Origin of the sequence: Shewanella ulleungensis, assembly GCF_014648315.1 — a bacterium.
Taxonomy (GTDB): domain Bacteria; phylum Pseudomonadota; class Gammaproteobacteria; order Enterobacterales; family Shewanellaceae; genus Shewanella; species Shewanella ulleungensis.
In genome coordinates, this window is record NZ_BMQW01000013.1 from 38,692 (window position 1) to 55,996 (window position 17,305).

The following is a 17,305-nucleotide window of genomic DNA, read 5'->3' on the forward strand; positions in this document are numbered from 1 at the left end:
ACAAGCTCATTACCACGCCATGTCTAAAATCTTACGGCTGGTGGCTAAATCAACTTTACCGCTTTCAGATAATGCAGTCATGCCGTGGGCTTCTAACGCGTCAACAACTTGAGCTAGTTGCTCTTGCGTTACACCATGGTCGCGTAAACGCACTGGTAAACCCACTTGCTTGAAGAAAGCTTCAGTCTTATCAATAGCCTGGTCTACGCGGCTTGCTTCATCACCTTCAGTTATATCCCACACGCGCTCTGCATATTGGACTAATTTAGCGTGTTTTTGTTCTTTCAGCACGCGCCATAATGATGGCAATATCACCGCGAGCGTTTGTGCGTGGTCAATATCAAATAGGGCAGTTAGCTCATGACCAATCATGTGAGTTGACCAATCTAATGGTACACCTGTGCCAATCATGCCGTTAAGGGCTGATGTTGCACTCCACATCAAATTTGCACGGGCATCGTAGTTAGTTGGCTCTTCAACAGTGATAGGTCCAACTTCAATTAAGGTACGTAAAATACCTTCTGCCATGCGGTCTTGTACACGGGCATCAACAGGATAAGTGGCATATTGTTCAAGTACATGCACAAATGCGTCAACCACACCGTTGGCCACCTGAATTTTTGGCAAGCTGAAGGTTAACTCAGGATCTAGCATGGCAAATGTTGGGTACGCACATGGGTGGTTTACCGGGAACTTGCCGCCTTGATAGCTCACAACGGCAAAGGCATTCATTTCAGAGCCGGTAGCAGGTAGCGTAGCAATCACACCAAGAGGAATCACTTTATCATCAGCAACGGGCACTGGGTTGAAACCGTGCTTTAATAGGCTTGCTGTGTCACCTTCAAACTGAGTGGCAAGTGCGATAAATTTGGTGCCGTCCATTACTGAACCACCGCCGACAGCAAGTAGGAAGTCGATTTTTTCATTACGTGCAACTTCTACAGCTTTTAATAGAGTGTCGTATTTTGGGTTGGCTTCAATACCACCAAATTCAAATACAGTACGATCGCCTAATGCGGCTTTGACTTTATCAAGCGTGCCAAAACGTTGCACGCTACCACCGCCATAAGTGATTAAGACTCTGGCATTTGCTGGTATAAGTTGATCTAACTCTGCAATACGGTCTTTGCCGAAAACAACATGAGTAGGGTTACGATAATTAAAGTTAAGCATAATTGACGCCTTTTGGTTTAGCGATAAAACAATAAAGATGTTGCTGTTTACCCATACTCTTAAACTTCAGGTTTTAAGAATGGCACAAACTGCAATCAGAAATCATGTGTCTATAATAGTCTCTTGAGTCAAAATAAACATACACAGAACTATTGTGTTTATGCTCATTCCTGCCTTTTTTGTTTGAATAAGATGTTTATTTGATAAATATAATACCTTTTACTACTTTTTTGGTAATATCAATCTTAGCTCGGCAGCGGTACAGTTAATTTTATTAAGGTGGTTTTATGAGTGAGATAGCAAGGCTAATGGCACAGTTAGCCCCACAAGAAGGGGTTAATGATACTCATTTGGTTGGTGTACGTGTGTTTCGTGGCTCACAGTATGCTTCTCGAGGACCATTGTGCTATTCCCAGGGGGTGTTGATTGTCGGTCAGGGCAAAAAGCGGGTGTATATAGAAGATCAAACCTTTGATTATGATCGCCAGCATTCATTAGTGATGACCGTGCCGCTCCCCGTTGAATGTGAAACCTTTGCCAGCATTGAAGAGCCTGTTTTGGTATTGATGGTTGATATTAACTTAGTGCAACTCAATTACATCATCAGGTTAATGGATGAACATCATCAAATTCCAAAAGACTTAAATGAATCTCGCCAGAGCGGCTTTTTTATTGCCGACAGCACTGAGGATATGGATTGCAGTGTTATTCGATTATTACAAGCTTTGCAGTCACCATTAGAAGCAAAGGTGATGGGGGAGGCATTGGTGCTAGAGTTGCTCTACCGGTTATTAGACTCACCAAATGCCGCGCCGCTTTATGCCTTGTCGTTAAGCCATACTCGCTTGTCGAGAGTAGAAAAAGCCCTTAGCTATATTCACAAACACTATGGTGATTCGGTCGAGGTTGATACATTAGCGGGCTTAGTTAATATGAGTCCCTCAGCGTTTCACCGCTGCTTTAAAGAGGTGACATCATCATCGCCAATTCAATATGTAAAGAAAATCCGTTTAAATAAAGCTCGAGAGCTACTGCAATCCCAAAAAATGAAAGTGAAAGAGGTGTCTACTCAAGTGGGTTATGAAAGTACTGCACAGTTTAGCCGTGAATTTAAACGCTACTTTGATCAAAGCCCGGGTGAATTCGCAAGGTTGTAATACGAGCTTGTATTGCGTTAGTTTATTGATTAAGGGATGAATATGTCTGTAGTACCTGTACCGACAAAAATGACATTTTTTGAATTTTTGACGCCGTTAGTGGCGTCGGGTCAAAAGACCATTACGATACGTGATAGCAGTGAAAGCCATTATCAACCAGGCACTATAGTTGAAGTATTCACTTTAGAAACAGATGTAAAGGTATGCGACATTGTGATTTTGGCTGTTGAGCCACTGGCATTTGCGGACATTAATGAGTTTCATGCAACGCAAGAGAGTTTGCCATTAGATGAGCTGAAGCAGTTAATACACAAGGTTTATCCTGACCAACCACGTCTATTTATGATTTCATTTTCGTTAGTTGAAGCCTAGTACTTACTGCCAAGCAGGGTATCTACCCGTTATATCTAACATTTTACTTAGAGAGAAAAATCCTTAACAGCAGTGTCTAAAACATGATCTGCTTAACAATTGACTGACGCCAACCATGTTAGTTTGCATATCTATTGGCTAACTCACGTTTTAACTGTCTCTATGATGGTATTTTTGCTATCTGCTTACAGTATACGTGTTTAGTTTACGCTTTTTATCAATGGTTTTGCTCTCAGGGCTTCATTCAATTAGGATTTTCTATGTCTTCAATAATTCAATCAGCCAGCCAGGAGTTGATTAAACCTTACCAAGCCAATATTACCGTGCCCAATTGGATGATCAGTTCAATGGAACGAGTGATGCAATATTATGTTGATAAAAACCTGCGTCTTGACACTATTTCTACTGACCGTATGCCTAAGCCGGTGGAAGGTAAAAAGTACATGTTGTACGCCCACATTCCCTTCTGTCATACCTTGTGCTCGTTTTGTACTTTTCACCGTTTTTTATTCCGTGAAGACAAAGCGCGCGAGTACTTTATTGCGCTGCGTAAAGAAATGCAGATGGCAAAAGATTTAGGTTATGAATTTGAGTCTATGTACATTGGCGGCGGCACGACTACTGTGCTTGAAGACGAGTTAGCTCGTACGATTGAACATGCAAAAAATCTGTTCCCTGGCATTAAAGAAGTGTCTTGTGAGTCTGATCCGCAACACTTAGCAAGCCCTGAGTTTAAACAACTAAAAGGTCTTGTCGACAGAATGTCGATAGGGGTGCAAAGCTTTGATGATGGCATTTTAAAGATGACCGACCGTTTAGATAAGTTTGGTTCAGGCCAAGAAACATTTGACCGCATTATGGCGGCTAAAGAGTTATTTCCGATTATCAACGTTGATTTGATTTTTGGATTTAAAGGCCAAACCGACGAGATTATTCAATCTGATCTCGACATGGCATCTAAGCTCGACCCGCGCCAAATTACCACTTATCCGTTAATGATTACTCATCAAACCCGTAAAAGCGTTAAAGGCCAATTAGCGGCTCCTCATGGCGAAATGGTTAACCAGTATCGTCAGATTTTAAATAGCTTAACGGGTCAGTATAACCAGCTTTCAGCATGGGCGTTTGGCAAGACCGATAATGAAGGTTTTGATGAGTACGTGATTGATTACGATGAATACCTAGGTGTGGGTTCTGGGTCATTCAGTTTTTTAAATGACACTTTATACGTGAATACTTTTTCGCTTAAAAAATATCAACAACGTATTGCTCAAGGCCGCATGGCAGTTGAGCAGCAGAAAAAATATCAACTCAAAGAAGTGATGCAATACCGCTTTTTATTAGGGATGTTTTCGGGTCGATTATCGCGTCAGTATTTCCGTGATACCTTTAACGTGAATCTGGATACAGCCTTGTTTAAAGAAATGGCATCAATGAAAGCCATGGGCGCGTTAAAAAATGATCCGCTTAATCCTGATGAATTAATTGTGACCGACAACGGTAAGATGTTGGGCCTGTTAATGATGAAAGAGTTTTATTCCGGTATGGACAATGTACGTGCACAGTTACGTCAACCGCTTGCAGAGACTGACATGTAATTATGTTGATAGCCGTGTGATCTACGCTGGTTTTGTTATACTTAACACTCTTTTTAGAGGTTATTTTAGGTATTGCTATGGCCAATATTTTGTTACTTGCAAATATAAACTGTGACCGTATTTTACGTCTTGATAAGCCGTTGCAAACTGGTGGACGGTTTCATTATCAAGATGGTGGCTTGCGTTTAGGTGGTGGCGGTGCCAATACCGGCTTGGGTTTGGTGTGGGCTAAACACAATGTGTCGTTAGTTAGCGAAGTCGGTAGTGATGATATTGGCGATTGGATTTTAGCAAAAGCGAGCACATTAGGGTTAGATTGCCGCCTGGTGCATCGCTTTAGCGGCAATACATGCGAAATGTTGTTAGTCATGACACCTGATGGCGAACGCACAATTATACGACCACAACGGCCGATATTTGAATTATCTGCAGCGCCAGATTGGCAACCATGGGACGCATTTTATATTAATTCCTCAGCCAATGGTGCAGAGCAATGGGCGCAAGATGCTATAAGTCATAATCCAGATTGTATCGTGGTTGCGCAATTGGCCAAAGATCAACGCGATCGACCTTGTCATGTGTTAATTGCTTCTATTACCGATATGCAAGGCCGATGTAACCAAGCTCCATGGCAGTTTGCTCAAACCATAGCGGGTGATTCATTACAGTATTTTATTGTGACTGACGGTGATCAAGGTGCGATCGTGTATAGCGCTGAAGGAAAGCAACATGTTCCAGCTGTACTTGCTAATGTGGTGGACACAACTGGTGCAGGTGATGCTTATGCTGCAGGTGTTATCCATGGATTATGCCAAAAAATGTCGATTACAGAGGCAATGCACGAAGGTGCGTTATGGGCATCATTTGCGGTCGCGACTCAAAGTTCTATTCCAGGTGAGGCACTGAAAAGCTATCTGTCGTAAATTGAGTCTGCTGTCATTTTTATGTCATCAATAATGTTTATGATGCTCTCGTCTAATACAACTTGTACCGTAATTTATTGAGTTAACCACTTATGACTTTTTAACGGTACGTTCTCCCATGTTATTTATCGCCTTACTGTCCCCTAGTAAGGCTTTTTTTTGCCTGAAAATTGAGTATATTAATTGTATGCAATCACACTTAAATAGGGCTATCTGGATGAATAAGCGTTTGGTTAATAGTATTTCGGGTTTGTATTTAGGCGACCAAGTGCAGATGCACAATGGTGTAGCCAGCTGTATTAACCAAAAGCATCCAGTAAAACAACTAACCGTGTTGTTTGATCGTGTTGTCGGTAATTGTGAGGCCGATCCTAACCATCATGGTGGCTTAGACCGAGTATTGCATCATTTTCCCAGGGAGCATTATGGCCAATACCGTCGTTGGGACTTAATGTCGAGTTTTCGTGATGCACCGTCAATGGGGGAAAATATTAGTACCGTTGGCTTAAACGAAGCACAAGTTAACATTGGCGATATTGTGCAAATCGGTGATGTTACGTTACAAGTTACTCAACCTCGCTCGCCTTGTTTTAAGCTTAACTTGCAGTTTGAACATCCTAAATTTGCCCTAGCAATGCAAGAAAGCCGCATGTGTGGTTGGTTTTATCGTGTTTTGTCTGAAGGCGATATAAAGCCAAATGACAGTATTCGTTTAATTGAGCGAAAAACCGATATTAGTGTGGCTAAAGCAATGCAGATTTACTTTTTACCCGAGTTTGATGCAACGCAATACCTCACTTTACTCGAGTGCGAGGGATTAGCTCAAAGCTGGGTGAGTTCACTCCAGCGAAGAATGGAGCAACAAAATATAGAAGATTGGACAATGCGCCTATACGGTAAAGCCAGTTAATTAAATACCGGTAAACCAGTATGACAATGACAAATACAAAATAATAATATGATAAGGAACATCGAATGTCTGAACCGACAGGTGAAGTAAGTAAACAAGCAAAAGACATGGGGTTATTGATCCATGCCGCCAGTTTTGCAGGTTATGTGTTTCCGCTTGGTAGCGTGTTAGGTCCGCTAATTGTGTGGTTGATGAAACGTGACGAGTTTGAGTTTGCTAATCAGTGCGGTAAAAACTGCCTTAACTTTAAGTTAAGCTTACTGATTTATGCCTTAATCTCAGCTATTTTAATATTGGTTGGCGTCGGGGTGTTATTGCTAGCAGGCTTGGCATTATTAGATATTATCTGCACCATCATGGCTATTGTTAAAGCCAGCGACGGGATAGCTTATCAATATCCGTTGTCAATTAAGTTTTTAAAATAGATTGGGTTTCTAACTAACAAAACCCATCTTATAAACTCGGCTTGATACAACTAGTCTTGTGCGAGCAATCTTATATAACCAACCTCATAAAAGTAATGCCACTCAGAGAGTGGCATTAGATATTAATCGACAGGTTAGCCTAAGTTGAACTTATACCTTAAATCGCGCTACCAAAACATCTAATCGGCTTGCAAGCTGGTTCAAGGCTTTACTTGCTTCTGCAGCCGCTTGTGCGGTGTCAGAGGTTCGTTGAGTGATATCGTTAATTTCGGTCACGTTGCGGTTAATGTCTTCAACTACGGTTGATTGTTCTTCTGTTGCTGCAGCGACTTGAATATTCATGTCGCTAATAAGAGCAATTCGCTCGCTAATGCCGCTTAATGATTGACTGGCTTCGTCTACCGCAGTGACCCCTTCTTTTGAGCGGCTGCTCGACTGTGCCATGGCGCTCACTGCACGACTGGCTTCTGATTGCAGTTTATCAATCATGGTTTGTACTTCGTTAGTCGATGCTGCAGTACGTGATGCCAAATTTCGCACCTCATCAGCCACAACCGCAAAGCCTCGGCCCGCTTCACCAGCGCGAGCAGCTTCAATCGCGGCGTTTAGTGCCAGTAAGTTGGTTTGTTCTGAAATCGCACGGATAACATCTAAAATGCTGCCAATCGATTTAGTATGAGTCGCTAGAGACTCAATGACTTCGCCAACCTGGGCAACATCTTTAGACAGCTGATTAATGGTTGAACGTGCACGCGTGACGACTTTTTGGCCATCGACCGATTCAGTATCAGCATCGCGCGCCGTTACCGCAGCCTGGGCGGCATTAGCGGCAATTTCATTTACCGTAGCGCCCATTTCATTAATGGCAGCAACAACCATCATGGTTCGGTCTTTTTGTAAATGGCTGTCGTCGAGTGTTTGATGTGCTTGATTTGATACATCAATAGCCGATAAACCAAGTTGTTGACTGGTTTCAGCAACCTCAACAACGGTTTCTTGGATTTTACTAATAAAGCTATTAAAACCACGGGCCAGTTGAGCTATCTCATCTTCACCATTTACCGGTAAACGCTGACGTAAATCACCTTCACCTTCGCCAATGTTTCTGAACATTTCAGCAACTTGAGCAATTGGGCGACTTACTGAACCTGCAACTGAAATGGCAATCACAATGAATACAGCAGCAATTAACACTGTCCATAACAGGATTTGATAAGCCGATTCATCAAGTAATGCGAATACTTCTGCTTCAGGCACTTGTGCAACTAAATACCAGTCCATTGATTTGATATAGCTGCTGGCTATGAGCATGTCTTCGCCGTTAACGTTGGCTTTGACGAGGTTGAAATCATTTTTATTGAGTAAGCCGTTAGTATTGGCGTTAGGGTATAAGTTAGCTAACGTTGCCTTACCAACCTGTTGGCTATCTGGGTGCAATTTAACACTACCATTGGCGTCGATAAGGTAAACAAAACCTGTGTCTTCAATTTTAAATGAAGACAGTAAACTCACCATATCATCTAATGATTTGGCTAAGCTGACCATGCCTCGACCATTAGGTTGCTGGTAGCTCACAAACAGTTTTACTTCGCCTGTGGCTTCGGTATATACGCTTAACATCCGCTCTTGTTTACTGGCACGATAATCAAAAAACCATGCGTCTTGCTGTTGGTTTAATATGCGTAAAAAACCATCTTGCGTGTAATAAGCACCGGTATCTCGGTCGGCATAAGAAGCTTGAACTAACTCAAATTGATTTTGCATGTCTTTAAGCTGAGCTGTAACCAAGGGTTCTTGGTTCGCTGGCCGACCTTCTTCGAGCCAAGCACCTAACATGCGGCTATTAGCTAACTGTTCTGCTGCATGAATTAAGCTGCTTATTTGTAAGTCTACGTCATTACGAATTTGCATGACTATACTCGGCATTTCTGATTCAAGCATCCGCTGCTCAACGACTTGCTTGGCACTTCGCTGGCTTAGCAACCCAACTAACATGGTTGATAGCAGCACAGCAAATGCTACCGTGAGCAAGATTTTTTGCTTAATGGTAAGGGTGTTAAATGTATTCATCTACAACGGCCTCTAGAAGTTTCTCTTGGTTATATCGGTCACAATGGCAATAAATTGATAGTTATTTTGTATTTATTACTAAAGTACAAAAACGTGAATGGTGTAGGTCTTTGTGATGTTATGACGCTAATGATAGTCGAAAAAATAAAAAAAACGCACCTATTTTTAGGTGCGTTTTTTTGACAGTAGCCAATTAATTAACGATTGGCGAACAACGAGTTATCAACTAAATCGTTTACATGTTTGGATAGTTTGGTCCACCGCCGCCTTCAGGGGTTACCCAGGTGATATTTTGGCTTGGATCTTTAATGTCGCAGGTTTTGCAGTGAATACAGTTTTGACCATTAATGACAAACTTTTTCTCGCCAGCATCTTCGACGACTTCGTAGACACCTGCAGGGCAATAACGCTGTGCCGGCTCGTCAAATTTGACTAAGTTAACTGATATTGGAATGCTTTGGTCTTTTAAGTGTAAATGACAACGCTGGCCTTCTTCATGGTAGGTGTTCGACAAATACACCGACGATAATTTATCAAAGCTGAGTTTTCCGTCTGGCTTTGGATAATCAATCTTGTTGTATTCGCTAGCTAAACCCATTGAAGCATAGTCTGGCGTTGTGTCGCGGAACGTTACAGGGAACTTACCGCCAAACCAGTTTTGGTCGATATAGTTAAATGCGCCACCCACAATAGTACCAAACTTGTGTAAAGCTGGACCAAAATTACGTGATTGATAGAGTTCTTCATAAAGCCAGCTTTCTTCAAAACGCTGCTGAAAACAATCAAGGTCTTTACCACCTTCTAGGCCAGCAATTAAACCTTCGCCTAATGTTGTAGCGGCAATAATTCCGCTTTTAATCGCTGTGTGTGTACCTTTAATTTTAGCAAAGTTGAGGGTGCCAGCATTACAACCAATAATTAATCCACCAGGAAAGCTCATTTTAGGCAGCGAGTTTAAGCCACCTTTAGCAATTGCTCTAGCACCATAAGTTAAGCGTTCACCGCCGGTGAGTGTTTGGGCAATCACGGGATGAGTTTTATAACGTTGGAATTCGTCAAATGGGCTTAAATGAGGGTTTTTGTAGCTTAAATCGATAATTAATCCCACAGCGACCTGGTTGTCTTCCATGTGATATAAGAATCCGCCACCAGACGAGCCATTCACTAATGGCCAACCGCCAGTATGGACAACTTTACCTTGCTGATGCTGCTCGGCAGGGATTTTCCAAATTTCTTTAAACCCTAAGCCGTAATGCTGAGGGGTTTTTCCATTGTCTAAATGGTATTTCTGAATCAGTTGCTTACCAAGGTGGCCGCGGCAACCTTCAGAGAATACAGTGTATTTAGCGTGCAACTCCATGCCTGGCATATAGCTGTCTTTAGGTTGGCCGTCTTCACCGACACCCATATCGCCAATGAGAATACCTTTAACGCTGTTGTCTTCATTAAACAGCAGTTCACTGGCCGCAAAGCCTGGGAAAATCTCAACCCCCATTGCTTCTGCACGGTTGGCTAACCAACGCGCTAGGTTGCCTACACTAATAATGTAGTTACCTTCGTTATGCATGGTTTTCGGCACTAAGCTATTAGGCATTAAGCGTGATTTAGTGTCTGAATTGAGTAAGTAAATCTCATCGTGACTGACTTTAGTATTAAGTGGAATATCTGAGTCGCGCCAGTCGCTGAACAGTTCATCTAACACATCTGGTTGGAATACCGCACCAGATAGGATGTGGGCGCCCACTTCAGAACCTTTTTCTACCACACAAACGGTAATTTCTTTCTCGGCATCTTTTGATATTTGCATTAAACGACAAGCGGTAGCTAAACCTGCTGGGCCAGCACCGACAATTACGACGTCGAACTCCATTGACTCGCGTTCCATGTTCTCACCTTTCAAAGTATCCCGTTCATCGCGGGTTTATTGTTTTTCTATAACGATAGTTAAACGATCGTTTATCCTTTTACTCACCTTACCGCAAAATTCACTTTTGTCACAGTAGCAAACACAATCTTATCTACGTGAGTCGAGTCACAAATAGTTAACGACGTAAGCATTTTGAATAAGATATTCACCTAAAGGGGTATTTGTAAACCCACAAATAGGCCTATAATTAAGTCTGACGGTTCTCCGAGCTTTTTGCCCTACGTCATTGATATGGGTATTTAGCCGTGGTAATTTTGCCACCGGGGTGAGTAAAGAAATGCACTTACCTCCCACACTTGGAAAGGTTAACATGTCCCAGTTACAAGACAATTTTGGTAGACGTTTTCATTACTTACGTATGTCAGTTACTGACGTATGTAATTTTAAATGCACTTACTGCTTGCCGGATGGCTATCGCCCTGATGGTAAACCTACGTTTCTAACTCTCAACGAAATTGAAAATCTAGTTGCCGGCTTTTCTGCTGTGGGTACGCAAAAAATTCGTATCACAGGTGGTGAACCTACCCTCCGTAAAGACTTTACTGACATCGTGCGTATTGTTGCTAACACAGCCAATGTTAATACAGTCGCAATGACGACCAATGGATATCGCTTACAGCAACATGCTAAAGAATGGTATGACGCAGGATTGCGGCGCATCAATGTGTCGGTTGATAGTTTAGACCCTAAAATGTTTTATCAAATTACTGGCGAGAATAAATTCGACCAAGTCATGCGCGGTATTGATGCTGCTCTTGAGGCGGGTTTTGAGCGCGTTAAAATTAATGCGGTGCTATTAAAAGGCTTAAATGATAAAGATTTACCGCGTTTTTTACATTGGATAAAGCACACTCCTATTGACTTGCGTTTCATTGAACTAATGGAAACTGGTTTAGGTCGCGACTATTTTAATGCTCATCATTTAGCCGGTATCGACATTAAAAAACAACTTGAGCAAGATGGTTGGTTATACGATTTACCCAGTGTTGACGATGGTCCTGCGCAAAACTTCAGTCACAGTGATTATCAAGGCCGTATTGGTCTTATTATGCCGTACGCCAAAAACTTTTGTGCCAGCTGTAACCGTTTAAGAGTGTCTGCAAAAGGTAAGTTGCATTTGTGCTTATTCACAGAAAATGGTGTTGATTTACGCGACTTACTGCAAGATGCCTCTCAGCGTGATGAGTTAATTACACGTTTGCACGGGCAGTTAGCTCAAAAGAAAGAAACCCACTTTCTGCATCAAGGTATTACTGGCGTCACTAAGCACCTTGCTTCAATTGGTGGTTAGTCGCTACCTTTCTTCGTTCAACGTGCGCCAATAACCTGCAAATTCTTTTTGATAAGGTATTCATATCATGAGTAATCGTTTTACCCACATTAATGCTGATGGCAATGCTCATATGGTCGATGTTACTGAAAAAGCAGTAACAGAACGTGAAGCCAGAGCGGAAGCTTTTATTGATATGGCTCCAGATACACTGGCAATGATTATGAGTGGTAGCCATCATAAAGGTGATGTGTTTGCTACTGCACGTATTGCCGGTATTCAAGCTGCTAAAAAAACTTCAGATCTTATCCCACTATGTCATCCATTAATGCTCACCAAAGTGGAAGTAGACCTTGACGCACAACCTGAACATAACCGAGTACGTATTACTAGTTTATGTAAACTGTCTGGTAAAACAGGTGTAGAAATGGAAGCGTTAACAGCAGCGTCTGTGGCGGCATTAACCATTTACGATATGTGCAAAGCGGTGCAAAAAGACATGATTATTTCGCAGGTGAGACTGCTTGAAAAGCGTGGTGGAAAATCTGGCCACTTTACTGTTTAGTCGTTAATTTATTTATTGTTATCTATCATATGCATTGAGAGACCACTATGATCCAAGTATTATTTTTTGCGCAAATCCGTGAGTTACTCGGTACTGCGAAAGTGGAGCACAGTAGCGCCAATATCCATACCGCAGAAGAATTGCGTGCAGCATTAGCTGCAACCGATGATAAATGGGCCAAAGTACTTGCCTCAGACAAACTGTTAGTGGCTGTTAATCAAACGATAAGCCAATGGGATACACAGATAAAGGCCGGTGACGAAGTTGCTTTTTTCCCTCCAGTAACAGGAGGTTAAACATGACAGTATTCACCACTGTTCGAGTGCAAACCCAAGACTTTAGTGTCGCTGATGAATATGCCTTGCTGGCCAATGACAACCAAGATGGTGCGGTGGTCAATTTTATTGGTAAGGTGCGCGATTTTAATGATGGCAGTGCTGTGACTGACTTAACGTTAGAGCATTATCCAGGCATGACCGAGTCGGTATTAAATCAAATTTGCCAACAAGCACGTGATCGCTGGCCACTAAACAAGGTGACGATTATCCATCGTGTCGGCACTATGGCATTAGGTGAACAGATTGTATTTATCGGCGTAACCAGTGCTCATCGCAAGGCTGCCTTTGCTGCATGTGAGTTTTTAATTGATTTTTTAAAGACCAAAGCACCATTTTGGAAGCTTGAGGCAAACGATGCAGGCAGCAAGTGGGTAGAAGCCCGTGATAGTGATGAACAGGCTGCTAAAATGTGGCAGAAATGATGTTATGAGTTTTAAATGGTCTTATGAATATTCGTTGTTATCTGTTGTTTTCACGTTCACGGCTAACTCATGGATATTAACCATTACAGCTTAATCATCGCACTTTAATCATAGTGTCGCTTAACTAATAGGGTCAGCTATACATGTCTTTCTTTACGTTATCGATAGGCCGCTTATTACGCCAAAGTGTCACTGTTGCAATATTAATGATGAGTTGTTTGGGCTTTATTCTTCCGGTGTCAGTTGCCAAAGCGGCTGACGCTCCGGCCATTGCTGCAGCTGCCAATATTAAATTTGCATTAGATGATATCGCTAGCCAATTTAAGCAGCAAACAGGCTTAAGTGTGCGCATTAGCTATGGCTCATCTGGGAACTTTGTGACTCAGATACAGCATGGAGCACCATTTGAAATGATGCTTAGTGCCGATGAATTTTATATTGAACAGTTACAAAAATCAGGCTATACCCAAGATGCAGGGGTTATTTATGCCATTGGCCGTCTTGCACTCGCTGCGCCAAAGCAATCTGAGTTAATTCTTGATCCTGGCTTGGTAGGGTTAGCGCAATTTATTACCGACGGGAAACTAATTCGCTTTGCTATAGCTAATCCAGATCACGCTCCATATGGTGAGCGCGCTCGTGAAATTTTAACAAACAAAGGCTTGTGGGATGAGGTGCAACCTAAACTTATTCTTGGCGAAAATGCCTCGCAAGCAGCCCAATTTACCATTAGCGGATCAACTCAAGGTGGTATCGTGCCTTTGTCGTTGGCATTAGCACCGCAATTTACCAAGTTGGCTAATTACGTAATCATCCCTGATGATCTATATCAACCGCTTTATCAACGTATGGCGTTAATGCCTAATGCATCTGAAACGACAGAGCGTTTTTATCAATACCTGCAAAGCCCACAAGCGCAGACCATTCTAAGCGAGTTTGGCTTTAATTTACCTCACACCACAGAGATGCACGACTGATGGATTGGCAAGCATTATGGTTGTCGGTCAAATTGAGCTGTTTTACAGTTTTATTTTTGATCCCGTTAGCCATACTGGTCGGTCGAGGCTTGGCATATTATCAATTTCGCGGTAAATCTTGGTTAGAAGCCTTAATCCTAGTTCCTTTGGTATTGCCTCCAACTGTAATTGGTTATTACTTGTTGGTGGGGTTAGGCAATCAAAGTTTTATTGGTGGTTTTGCCGAACAATTTTTTGGCCAACAACTGGTGTTTAATTTCTCTGGGTTAGTGATTGCCTCCATTATCGTCAATATTCCTTTTGCTGTGCAGCCTATACAACGTGCTTATGAAACCGTCCCAATAGATATTCGCGACGCAGCAGCTTGTTGTGGTATGAGCCGCTTGAGGATCTTCCTTAAAGTTGAATTGCCTATGGTGTGGCCTGGTGTATTGACTGCGTTGGTATTGTGTTTCTCCCATGTATTGGGTGAATTTGGCGTGGTATTAATGCTCGGTGGCAATATAGCTGGCGAAACCAAAACTATCTCAATAGCTATTTACGATAGTGTGCAAGCTTTCGACTTTGATTCCGCTGGAATGATGTCTTTGGTTTTATTATTATTTGCGGTGAGTGCGCTTGCACTAACTACCAGTATGTCACGGCGTTTAGGAGGGCATAATGGTGCCACGCAGCGCTGATTTAGTTTGTCATATTAGCCAAGAATTACCGATACCATTAGCCGCTAACTTCACCTGTAAAGCAGGTGAAGTGCTTGCCGTGGTAGGGCCGTCAGGTGGTGGGAAAACAACCTTGTTAAGAATGATTGCAGGGTTAACAACACCTAAAGATGGCCACATCCAATGTGGTGATACCCTTTGGTTTGATGCACAATCGTCATTATCGTTAACCCCACAACAACGTCATATTGGCTATATGCCACAGCATTTCGGTTTATTTCCACACTTGTCGGCATTAGATAATGTGATAGCAGGACTCGACCATGTGCCAAAGGCATTGCGTAAGCAGCGTGCGTTAGATTGGTTAGAACGGGTTAATCTTCACGGCTTGCCAGATAGATTACCAGCACAACTTTCTGGAGGGCAGCGTCAACGTGTAGCGTTAGCGCGTGCTTTAGCCCGTGAACCGTCAATATTACTGCTTGATGAACCATTTTCCGCGGTAGATCGTGAAACGCGTGAGCGTTTATACATTGAGCTTGCAAGATTAAAGCAACAGCTATCAATTCCAGTGGTCATGGTCACGCACGATATTCATGAAGCCCTATTATTAGCAGATAAAATGATGCTGATAAGCCAAGGCAAAATGTTGCAGCGAGGCAAGCCATTTGAGGTGTTGTCTCATCCACACGATGAGGCCGTCGCAAGACAAATGGGATTACGGAATATTTTTGATGGTCAAGTCGTTGAACAAGACATTGAACGCAATATGACGTGGTTTAAGCTTGGTGATGAATTGATTGTTAGTGACAGTGCTCCTGCGCTAGTTAATGAGCAAGCCATCCGTTGGGTTATTCCCAATCAAGGTATTCGTTTTAATGCCATTAGCAGTGGCCGTTTATGCAAAAGCATCAATAAGCTCGATGTATTAATTGAGTCGGTATTAGTGATGGGCGAGTCGTCGCGTGTGATTGCATCGGTTATTGGGATTGGTTCAATGTTTAATGCCGATGTGCCAACACATTTGGTTGATAAACTCGGTTTGCAAGCAGGTGTTCAAACCACAATCGCATTAAAGTCAGATCAAATCCATATCTTAAACTCCCCACCTTCAAGTTAACCTTTAGCGATAACGCCCTGTTTTACGGTATTTATGATCAATTATTAATCTTAGATTTCTTGGGACTTTGGCCGCGGTTAGGTAGAGTAGTGCGGTAATAAAATTTTCAATCATATAGAGGCTAGTGATGGTTCGGTTGCTATTAGCAATATGCTTTCTTCCTTGTGCCGTGATGGCAACGCCATCTATGCATACTTTGTTGATCAATGGCGATTTTCTAAAGCCCATTGTGGTCATGGAGCAGTTAGAACAACAAGACAAAGGCACAATTTGTGACTTTGATGTTGATGTGGAAGAAGGATTACTGGTTTACAAAATTTCTATGGTCAACGTAGAAACTCGTAAAATGAGTAAATATCAGTACCGAGCTCTAGATGGCGTGCTGCTAAATGAAAAATCATCAGTTTATAGCTCTGATGATATTGGCTCTGTGAGTGCGGCAAAAATGCTGCAAGCCAAACACATGACATTTTCTGCACTGGTCGCTTTAGCGATTGAAGATCAACAAGGATACTTAACGCAAGCGGAATTGGACCACGATTTATCCATTAGTTATCTCGAACTAAAAATCCTCAATCAAGATAGTAAGAACACCATTGCTTTCGATATTGAAACCTTACGTCCACTTCCACTGCTCAAATGGGATTAAAGACTCTATGACTAAGCGTATTTTATTGGTTGAAGATGATGCCACAACATTAAAGTATGTGGCCGACGGATTTACTGCACAGAAGTACCAAGTAGACAGTGCAACAGATGGTCAAGAAGGCTTAACATTAGCTAAGCACAATCAATATGACTTACTCATTTTAGACCGCATGCTACCTAAGCTCGACGGGCTAACCTTATTGTCGGCATTGCGTACCAGCGGTAATAAAACGCCGGTATTGATTCTATCGGCATTGAGCCACGTTGATGAGCGTGTTAAAGGCTTACGTGCTGGCGGTGATGACTACATGACCAAACCGTTTGCATTTGCAGAGCTATTGGTGCGTGCTGAAAAGCTGGTGCAACGTAATGTTGTTGAACCTGCCGCGACGGACATTGAAGTTGGCGGTCTGAAAATGGAGTTGTTGACCCGTAAAGTGACACTTGATGACAGTGAGTTAATGCTGCAACCAAAAGAGTTTCAACTACTCAAGTATTTAATGGAACACCCTAATCAAGTGATTAGCCGTACCCTACTATTTGAAGCCGTGTGGGATTATCATTTTGACCCTCGAACTAATGTCATCGATGTACATATTGCAAAATTACGTCGTAAGTTTGAAGAGCTTGGACATGGTGAGTTAATTGAAACAGTAAGGGGTGCGGGTTATCGCCTCTGCAAAGGCCATTAAGCCATATCAAAGTAGTGCGTGGCGCATCACGCTTATCTTCTCGACGTTAGTGACCATCT

Annotated in this window: 18 protein-coding genes and 1 riboswitch; of the genes, 15 read left to right on the plus strand and 3 right to left on the minus strand. The window is 42.4% G+C overall.

The window, feature by feature from the left end:
• Positions 1-9 precede the first annotated feature (9 nt).
• Positions 10-1,173, minus strand: coding sequence for an iron-containing alcohol dehydrogenase (locus IEY40_RS18125; RefSeq protein ID WP_188958705.1), 1,164 nt, complete (start codon positions 1,171-1,173; stop codon positions 10-12).
• 287 nt (positions 1,174-1,460) lie between these two features.
• Here IEY40_RS18125 and IEY40_RS18130 point away from each other — a divergent pair, with 287 nt between their 5' ends.
• The 6 genes from IEY40_RS18130 (at position 1,461) to IEY40_RS18155 (ending at position 6,558) form a co-directional block, all read left to right on the plus strand.
• Positions 1,461-2,330 carry an AraC family transcriptional regulator gene (locus IEY40_RS18130; protein WP_188958706.1) on the plus strand — a complete coding sequence of 290 codons (870 nt, stop codon included), beginning with the start codon at positions 1,461-1,463 and terminating at the stop codon, positions 2,328-2,330.
• Between the two features lie 42 nt (positions 2,331-2,372).
• On the plus strand, positions 2,373-2,702 hold the full coding sequence (gene yqfB / locus IEY40_RS18135) for a N(4)-acetylcytidine aminohydrolase (protein ID WP_188958708.1): 330 nt from the start codon (positions 2,373-2,375) through the stop codon (positions 2,700-2,702).
• Between the two features lie 260 nt (positions 2,703-2,962).
• Positions 2,963-4,300: a coproporphyrinogen III oxidase family protein gene (locus tag IEY40_RS18140; protein ID WP_188958710.1), complete on the plus strand. Its 1,338-nt coding sequence runs from the start codon at positions 2,963-2,965 to the stop codon at positions 4,298-4,300.
• A 77-nt stretch (positions 4,301-4,377) separates the two neighbouring features.
• Entirely contained in the window at positions 4,378-5,223 is an 846-nt protein-coding gene (locus IEY40_RS18145) for a PfkB family carbohydrate kinase (RefSeq protein ID WP_188958712.1), read from the plus strand.
• Between the two features lie 217 nt (positions 5,224-5,440).
• Positions 5,441-6,133, plus strand: a complete 693-nt coding sequence (locus IEY40_RS18150) for an MOSC domain-containing protein (protein WP_188958714.1) — start codon at positions 5,441-5,443, stop codon at positions 6,131-6,133.
• A 65-nt stretch (positions 6,134-6,198) separates the two neighbouring features.
• Positions 6,199-6,558 (plus strand): DUF4870 domain-containing protein, encoded by a 360-nt coding sequence (locus IEY40_RS18155; RefSeq protein ID WP_188958716.1) that lies wholly within the window; start codon positions 6,199-6,201, stop codon positions 6,556-6,558.
• 150 nt (positions 6,559-6,708) lie between these two features.
• Here IEY40_RS18155 and IEY40_RS18160 read toward each other — a convergent pair whose 3' ends face one another.
• Positions 6,709-8,628, minus strand: coding sequence for a methyl-accepting chemotaxis protein (locus IEY40_RS18160; protein ID WP_188958718.1), 1,920 nt, complete (start codon positions 8,626-8,628; stop codon positions 6,709-6,711).
• A gap of 235 nt (positions 8,629-8,863) precedes the next feature.
• A complete protein-coding gene (locus IEY40_RS18165; protein ID WP_188958720.1) occupies positions 8,864-10,513 on the minus strand; it encodes an electron transfer flavoprotein-ubiquinone oxidoreductase in 1,650 nt (549 codons plus the stop codon).
• A gap of 232 nt (positions 10,514-10,745) precedes the next feature.
• Positions 10,746-10,878, plus strand: a riboswitch (molybdenum cofactor riboswitch).
• Between IEY40_RS18165 and moaA the strand changes: the two genes are divergently transcribed.
• The 9 genes from moaA to IEY40_RS18210 all read left to right on the plus strand — a co-directional run bounded on the left by moaA (position 10,866) and on the right by IEY40_RS18210 (position 17,246).
• Complete coding sequence (moaA, locus tag IEY40_RS18170) at positions 10,866-11,846, plus strand: GTP 3',8-cyclase MoaA (RefSeq protein WP_188958722.1); 981 nt, start codon at positions 10,866-10,868, stop codon at positions 11,844-11,846. It overlaps the preceding riboswitch by 13 nt.
• 67 nt (positions 11,847-11,913) lie before the next feature.
• Entirely contained in the window at positions 11,914-12,390 is a 477-nt protein-coding gene (gene moaC / locus IEY40_RS18175) for a cyclic pyranopterin monophosphate synthase MoaC (RefSeq protein ID WP_188958724.1), read from the plus strand.
• A gap of 47 nt (positions 12,391-12,437) precedes the next feature.
• The gene (gene moaD, locus IEY40_RS18180; RefSeq protein WP_188958726.1) at positions 12,438-12,686 is read left to right on the plus strand and encodes a molybdopterin synthase sulfur carrier subunit; all 249 of its coding nucleotides are present in this window, start codon (positions 12,438-12,440) and stop codon (positions 12,684-12,686) included.
• Positions 12,687-12,688: 2 nt separating this feature from the next.
• Positions 12,689-13,150, plus strand: a complete 462-nt coding sequence (moaE, locus tag IEY40_RS18185) for a molybdopterin synthase catalytic subunit MoaE (RefSeq protein ID WP_188958728.1) — start codon at positions 12,689-12,691, stop codon at positions 13,148-13,150.
• 143 nt (positions 13,151-13,293) lie between these two features.
• On the plus strand, positions 13,294-14,127 hold the full coding sequence (gene modA / locus IEY40_RS18190) for a molybdate ABC transporter substrate-binding protein (RefSeq protein WP_188958730.1): 834 nt from the start codon (positions 13,294-13,296) through the stop codon (positions 14,125-14,127).
• Positions 14,127-14,807: a molybdate ABC transporter permease subunit gene (gene modB, locus IEY40_RS18195; protein WP_188958732.1), complete on the plus strand. Its 681-nt coding sequence runs from the start codon at positions 14,127-14,129 to the stop codon at positions 14,805-14,807. The genes modA and modB overlap by 1 nt, the downstream gene beginning before the upstream one ends.
• A complete protein-coding gene (locus tag IEY40_RS18200; protein WP_188958734.1) occupies positions 14,788-15,906 on the plus strand; it encodes an ABC transporter ATP-binding protein in 1,119 nt (372 codons plus the stop codon). Before modB ends, IEY40_RS18200 begins: the two co-directional genes overlap by 20 nt.
• 187 nt (positions 15,907-16,093) lie before the next feature.
• Positions 16,094-16,555, plus strand: a complete 462-nt coding sequence (locus tag IEY40_RS18205) for a hypothetical protein (RefSeq protein ID WP_229777156.1) — start codon at positions 16,094-16,096, stop codon at positions 16,553-16,555.
• A gap of 7 nt (positions 16,556-16,562) precedes the next feature.
• Positions 16,563-17,246, plus strand: coding sequence for a response regulator transcription factor (locus IEY40_RS18210; RefSeq protein WP_188958739.1), 684 nt, complete (start codon positions 16,563-16,565; stop codon positions 17,244-17,246).
• Positions 17,247-17,305 lie beyond the last annotated feature (59 nt).

What these genes read in the sequence shown, in the direction of transcription:
- IEY40_RS18125 (WP_188958705.1), bottom strand. Translation starts at nt 1,173, where the DNA reads ATGCTTAACTTTAATTATCGTAACCCTACTCATGTTGTTTTCGGCAAA.
- IEY40_RS18130 (WP_188958706.1), top strand. Translation starts at nt 1,461, where the DNA reads ATGAGTGAGATAGCAAGGCTAATGGCACAGTTAGCCCCACAAGAAGGG.
- yqfB (WP_188958708.1), top strand. Translation starts at nt 2,373, where the DNA reads ATGTCTGTAGTACCTGTACCGACAAAAATGACATTTTTTGAATTTTTG.
- IEY40_RS18140 (WP_188958710.1), top strand. Translation starts at nt 2,963, where the DNA reads ATGTCTTCAATAATTCAATCAGCCAGCCAGGAGTTGATTAAACCTTAC.
- IEY40_RS18145 (WP_188958712.1), top strand. Translation starts at nt 4,378, where the DNA reads ATGGCCAATATTTTGTTACTTGCAAATATAAACTGTGACCGTATTTTA.
- IEY40_RS18150 (WP_188958714.1), top strand. Translation starts at nt 5,441, where the DNA reads ATGAATAAGCGTTTGGTTAATAGTATTTCGGGTTTGTATTTAGGCGAC.
- IEY40_RS18155 (WP_188958716.1), top strand. Translation starts at nt 6,199, where the DNA reads ATGTCTGAACCGACAGGTGAAGTAAGTAAACAAGCAAAAGACATGGGG.
- IEY40_RS18160 (WP_188958718.1), bottom strand. Translation starts at nt 8,628, where the DNA reads ATGAATACATTTAACACCCTTACCATTAAGCAAAAAATCTTGCTCACG.
- IEY40_RS18165 (WP_188958720.1), bottom strand. Translation starts at nt 10,513, where the DNA reads ATGGAACGCGAGTCAATGGAGTTCGACGTCGTAATTGTCGGTGCTGGC.
- moaA (WP_188958722.1), top strand. Translation starts at nt 10,866, where the DNA reads ATGTCCCAGTTACAAGACAATTTTGGTAGACGTTTTCATTACTTACGT.
- moaC (WP_188958724.1), top strand. Translation starts at nt 11,914, where the DNA reads ATGAGTAATCGTTTTACCCACATTAATGCTGATGGCAATGCTCATATG.
- moaD (WP_188958726.1), top strand. Translation starts at nt 12,438, where the DNA reads ATGATCCAAGTATTATTTTTTGCGCAAATCCGTGAGTTACTCGGTACT.
- moaE (WP_188958728.1), top strand. Translation starts at nt 12,689, where the DNA reads ATGACAGTATTCACCACTGTTCGAGTGCAAACCCAAGACTTTAGTGTC.
- modA (WP_188958730.1), top strand. Translation starts at nt 13,294, where the DNA reads ATGTCTTTCTTTACGTTATCGATAGGCCGCTTATTACGCCAAAGTGTC.
- modB (WP_188958732.1), top strand. Translation starts at nt 14,127, where the DNA reads ATGGATTGGCAAGCATTATGGTTGTCGGTCAAATTGAGCTGTTTTACA.
- IEY40_RS18200 (WP_188958734.1), top strand. Translation starts at nt 14,788, where the DNA reads ATGGTGCCACGCAGCGCTGATTTAGTTTGTCATATTAGCCAAGAATTA.
- IEY40_RS18205 (WP_229777156.1), top strand. Translation starts at nt 16,094, where the DNA reads ATGCATACTTTGTTGATCAATGGCGATTTTCTAAAGCCCATTGTGGTC.
- IEY40_RS18210 (WP_188958739.1), top strand. Translation starts at nt 16,563, where the DNA reads ATGACTAAGCGTATTTTATTGGTTGAAGATGATGCCACAACATTAAAG.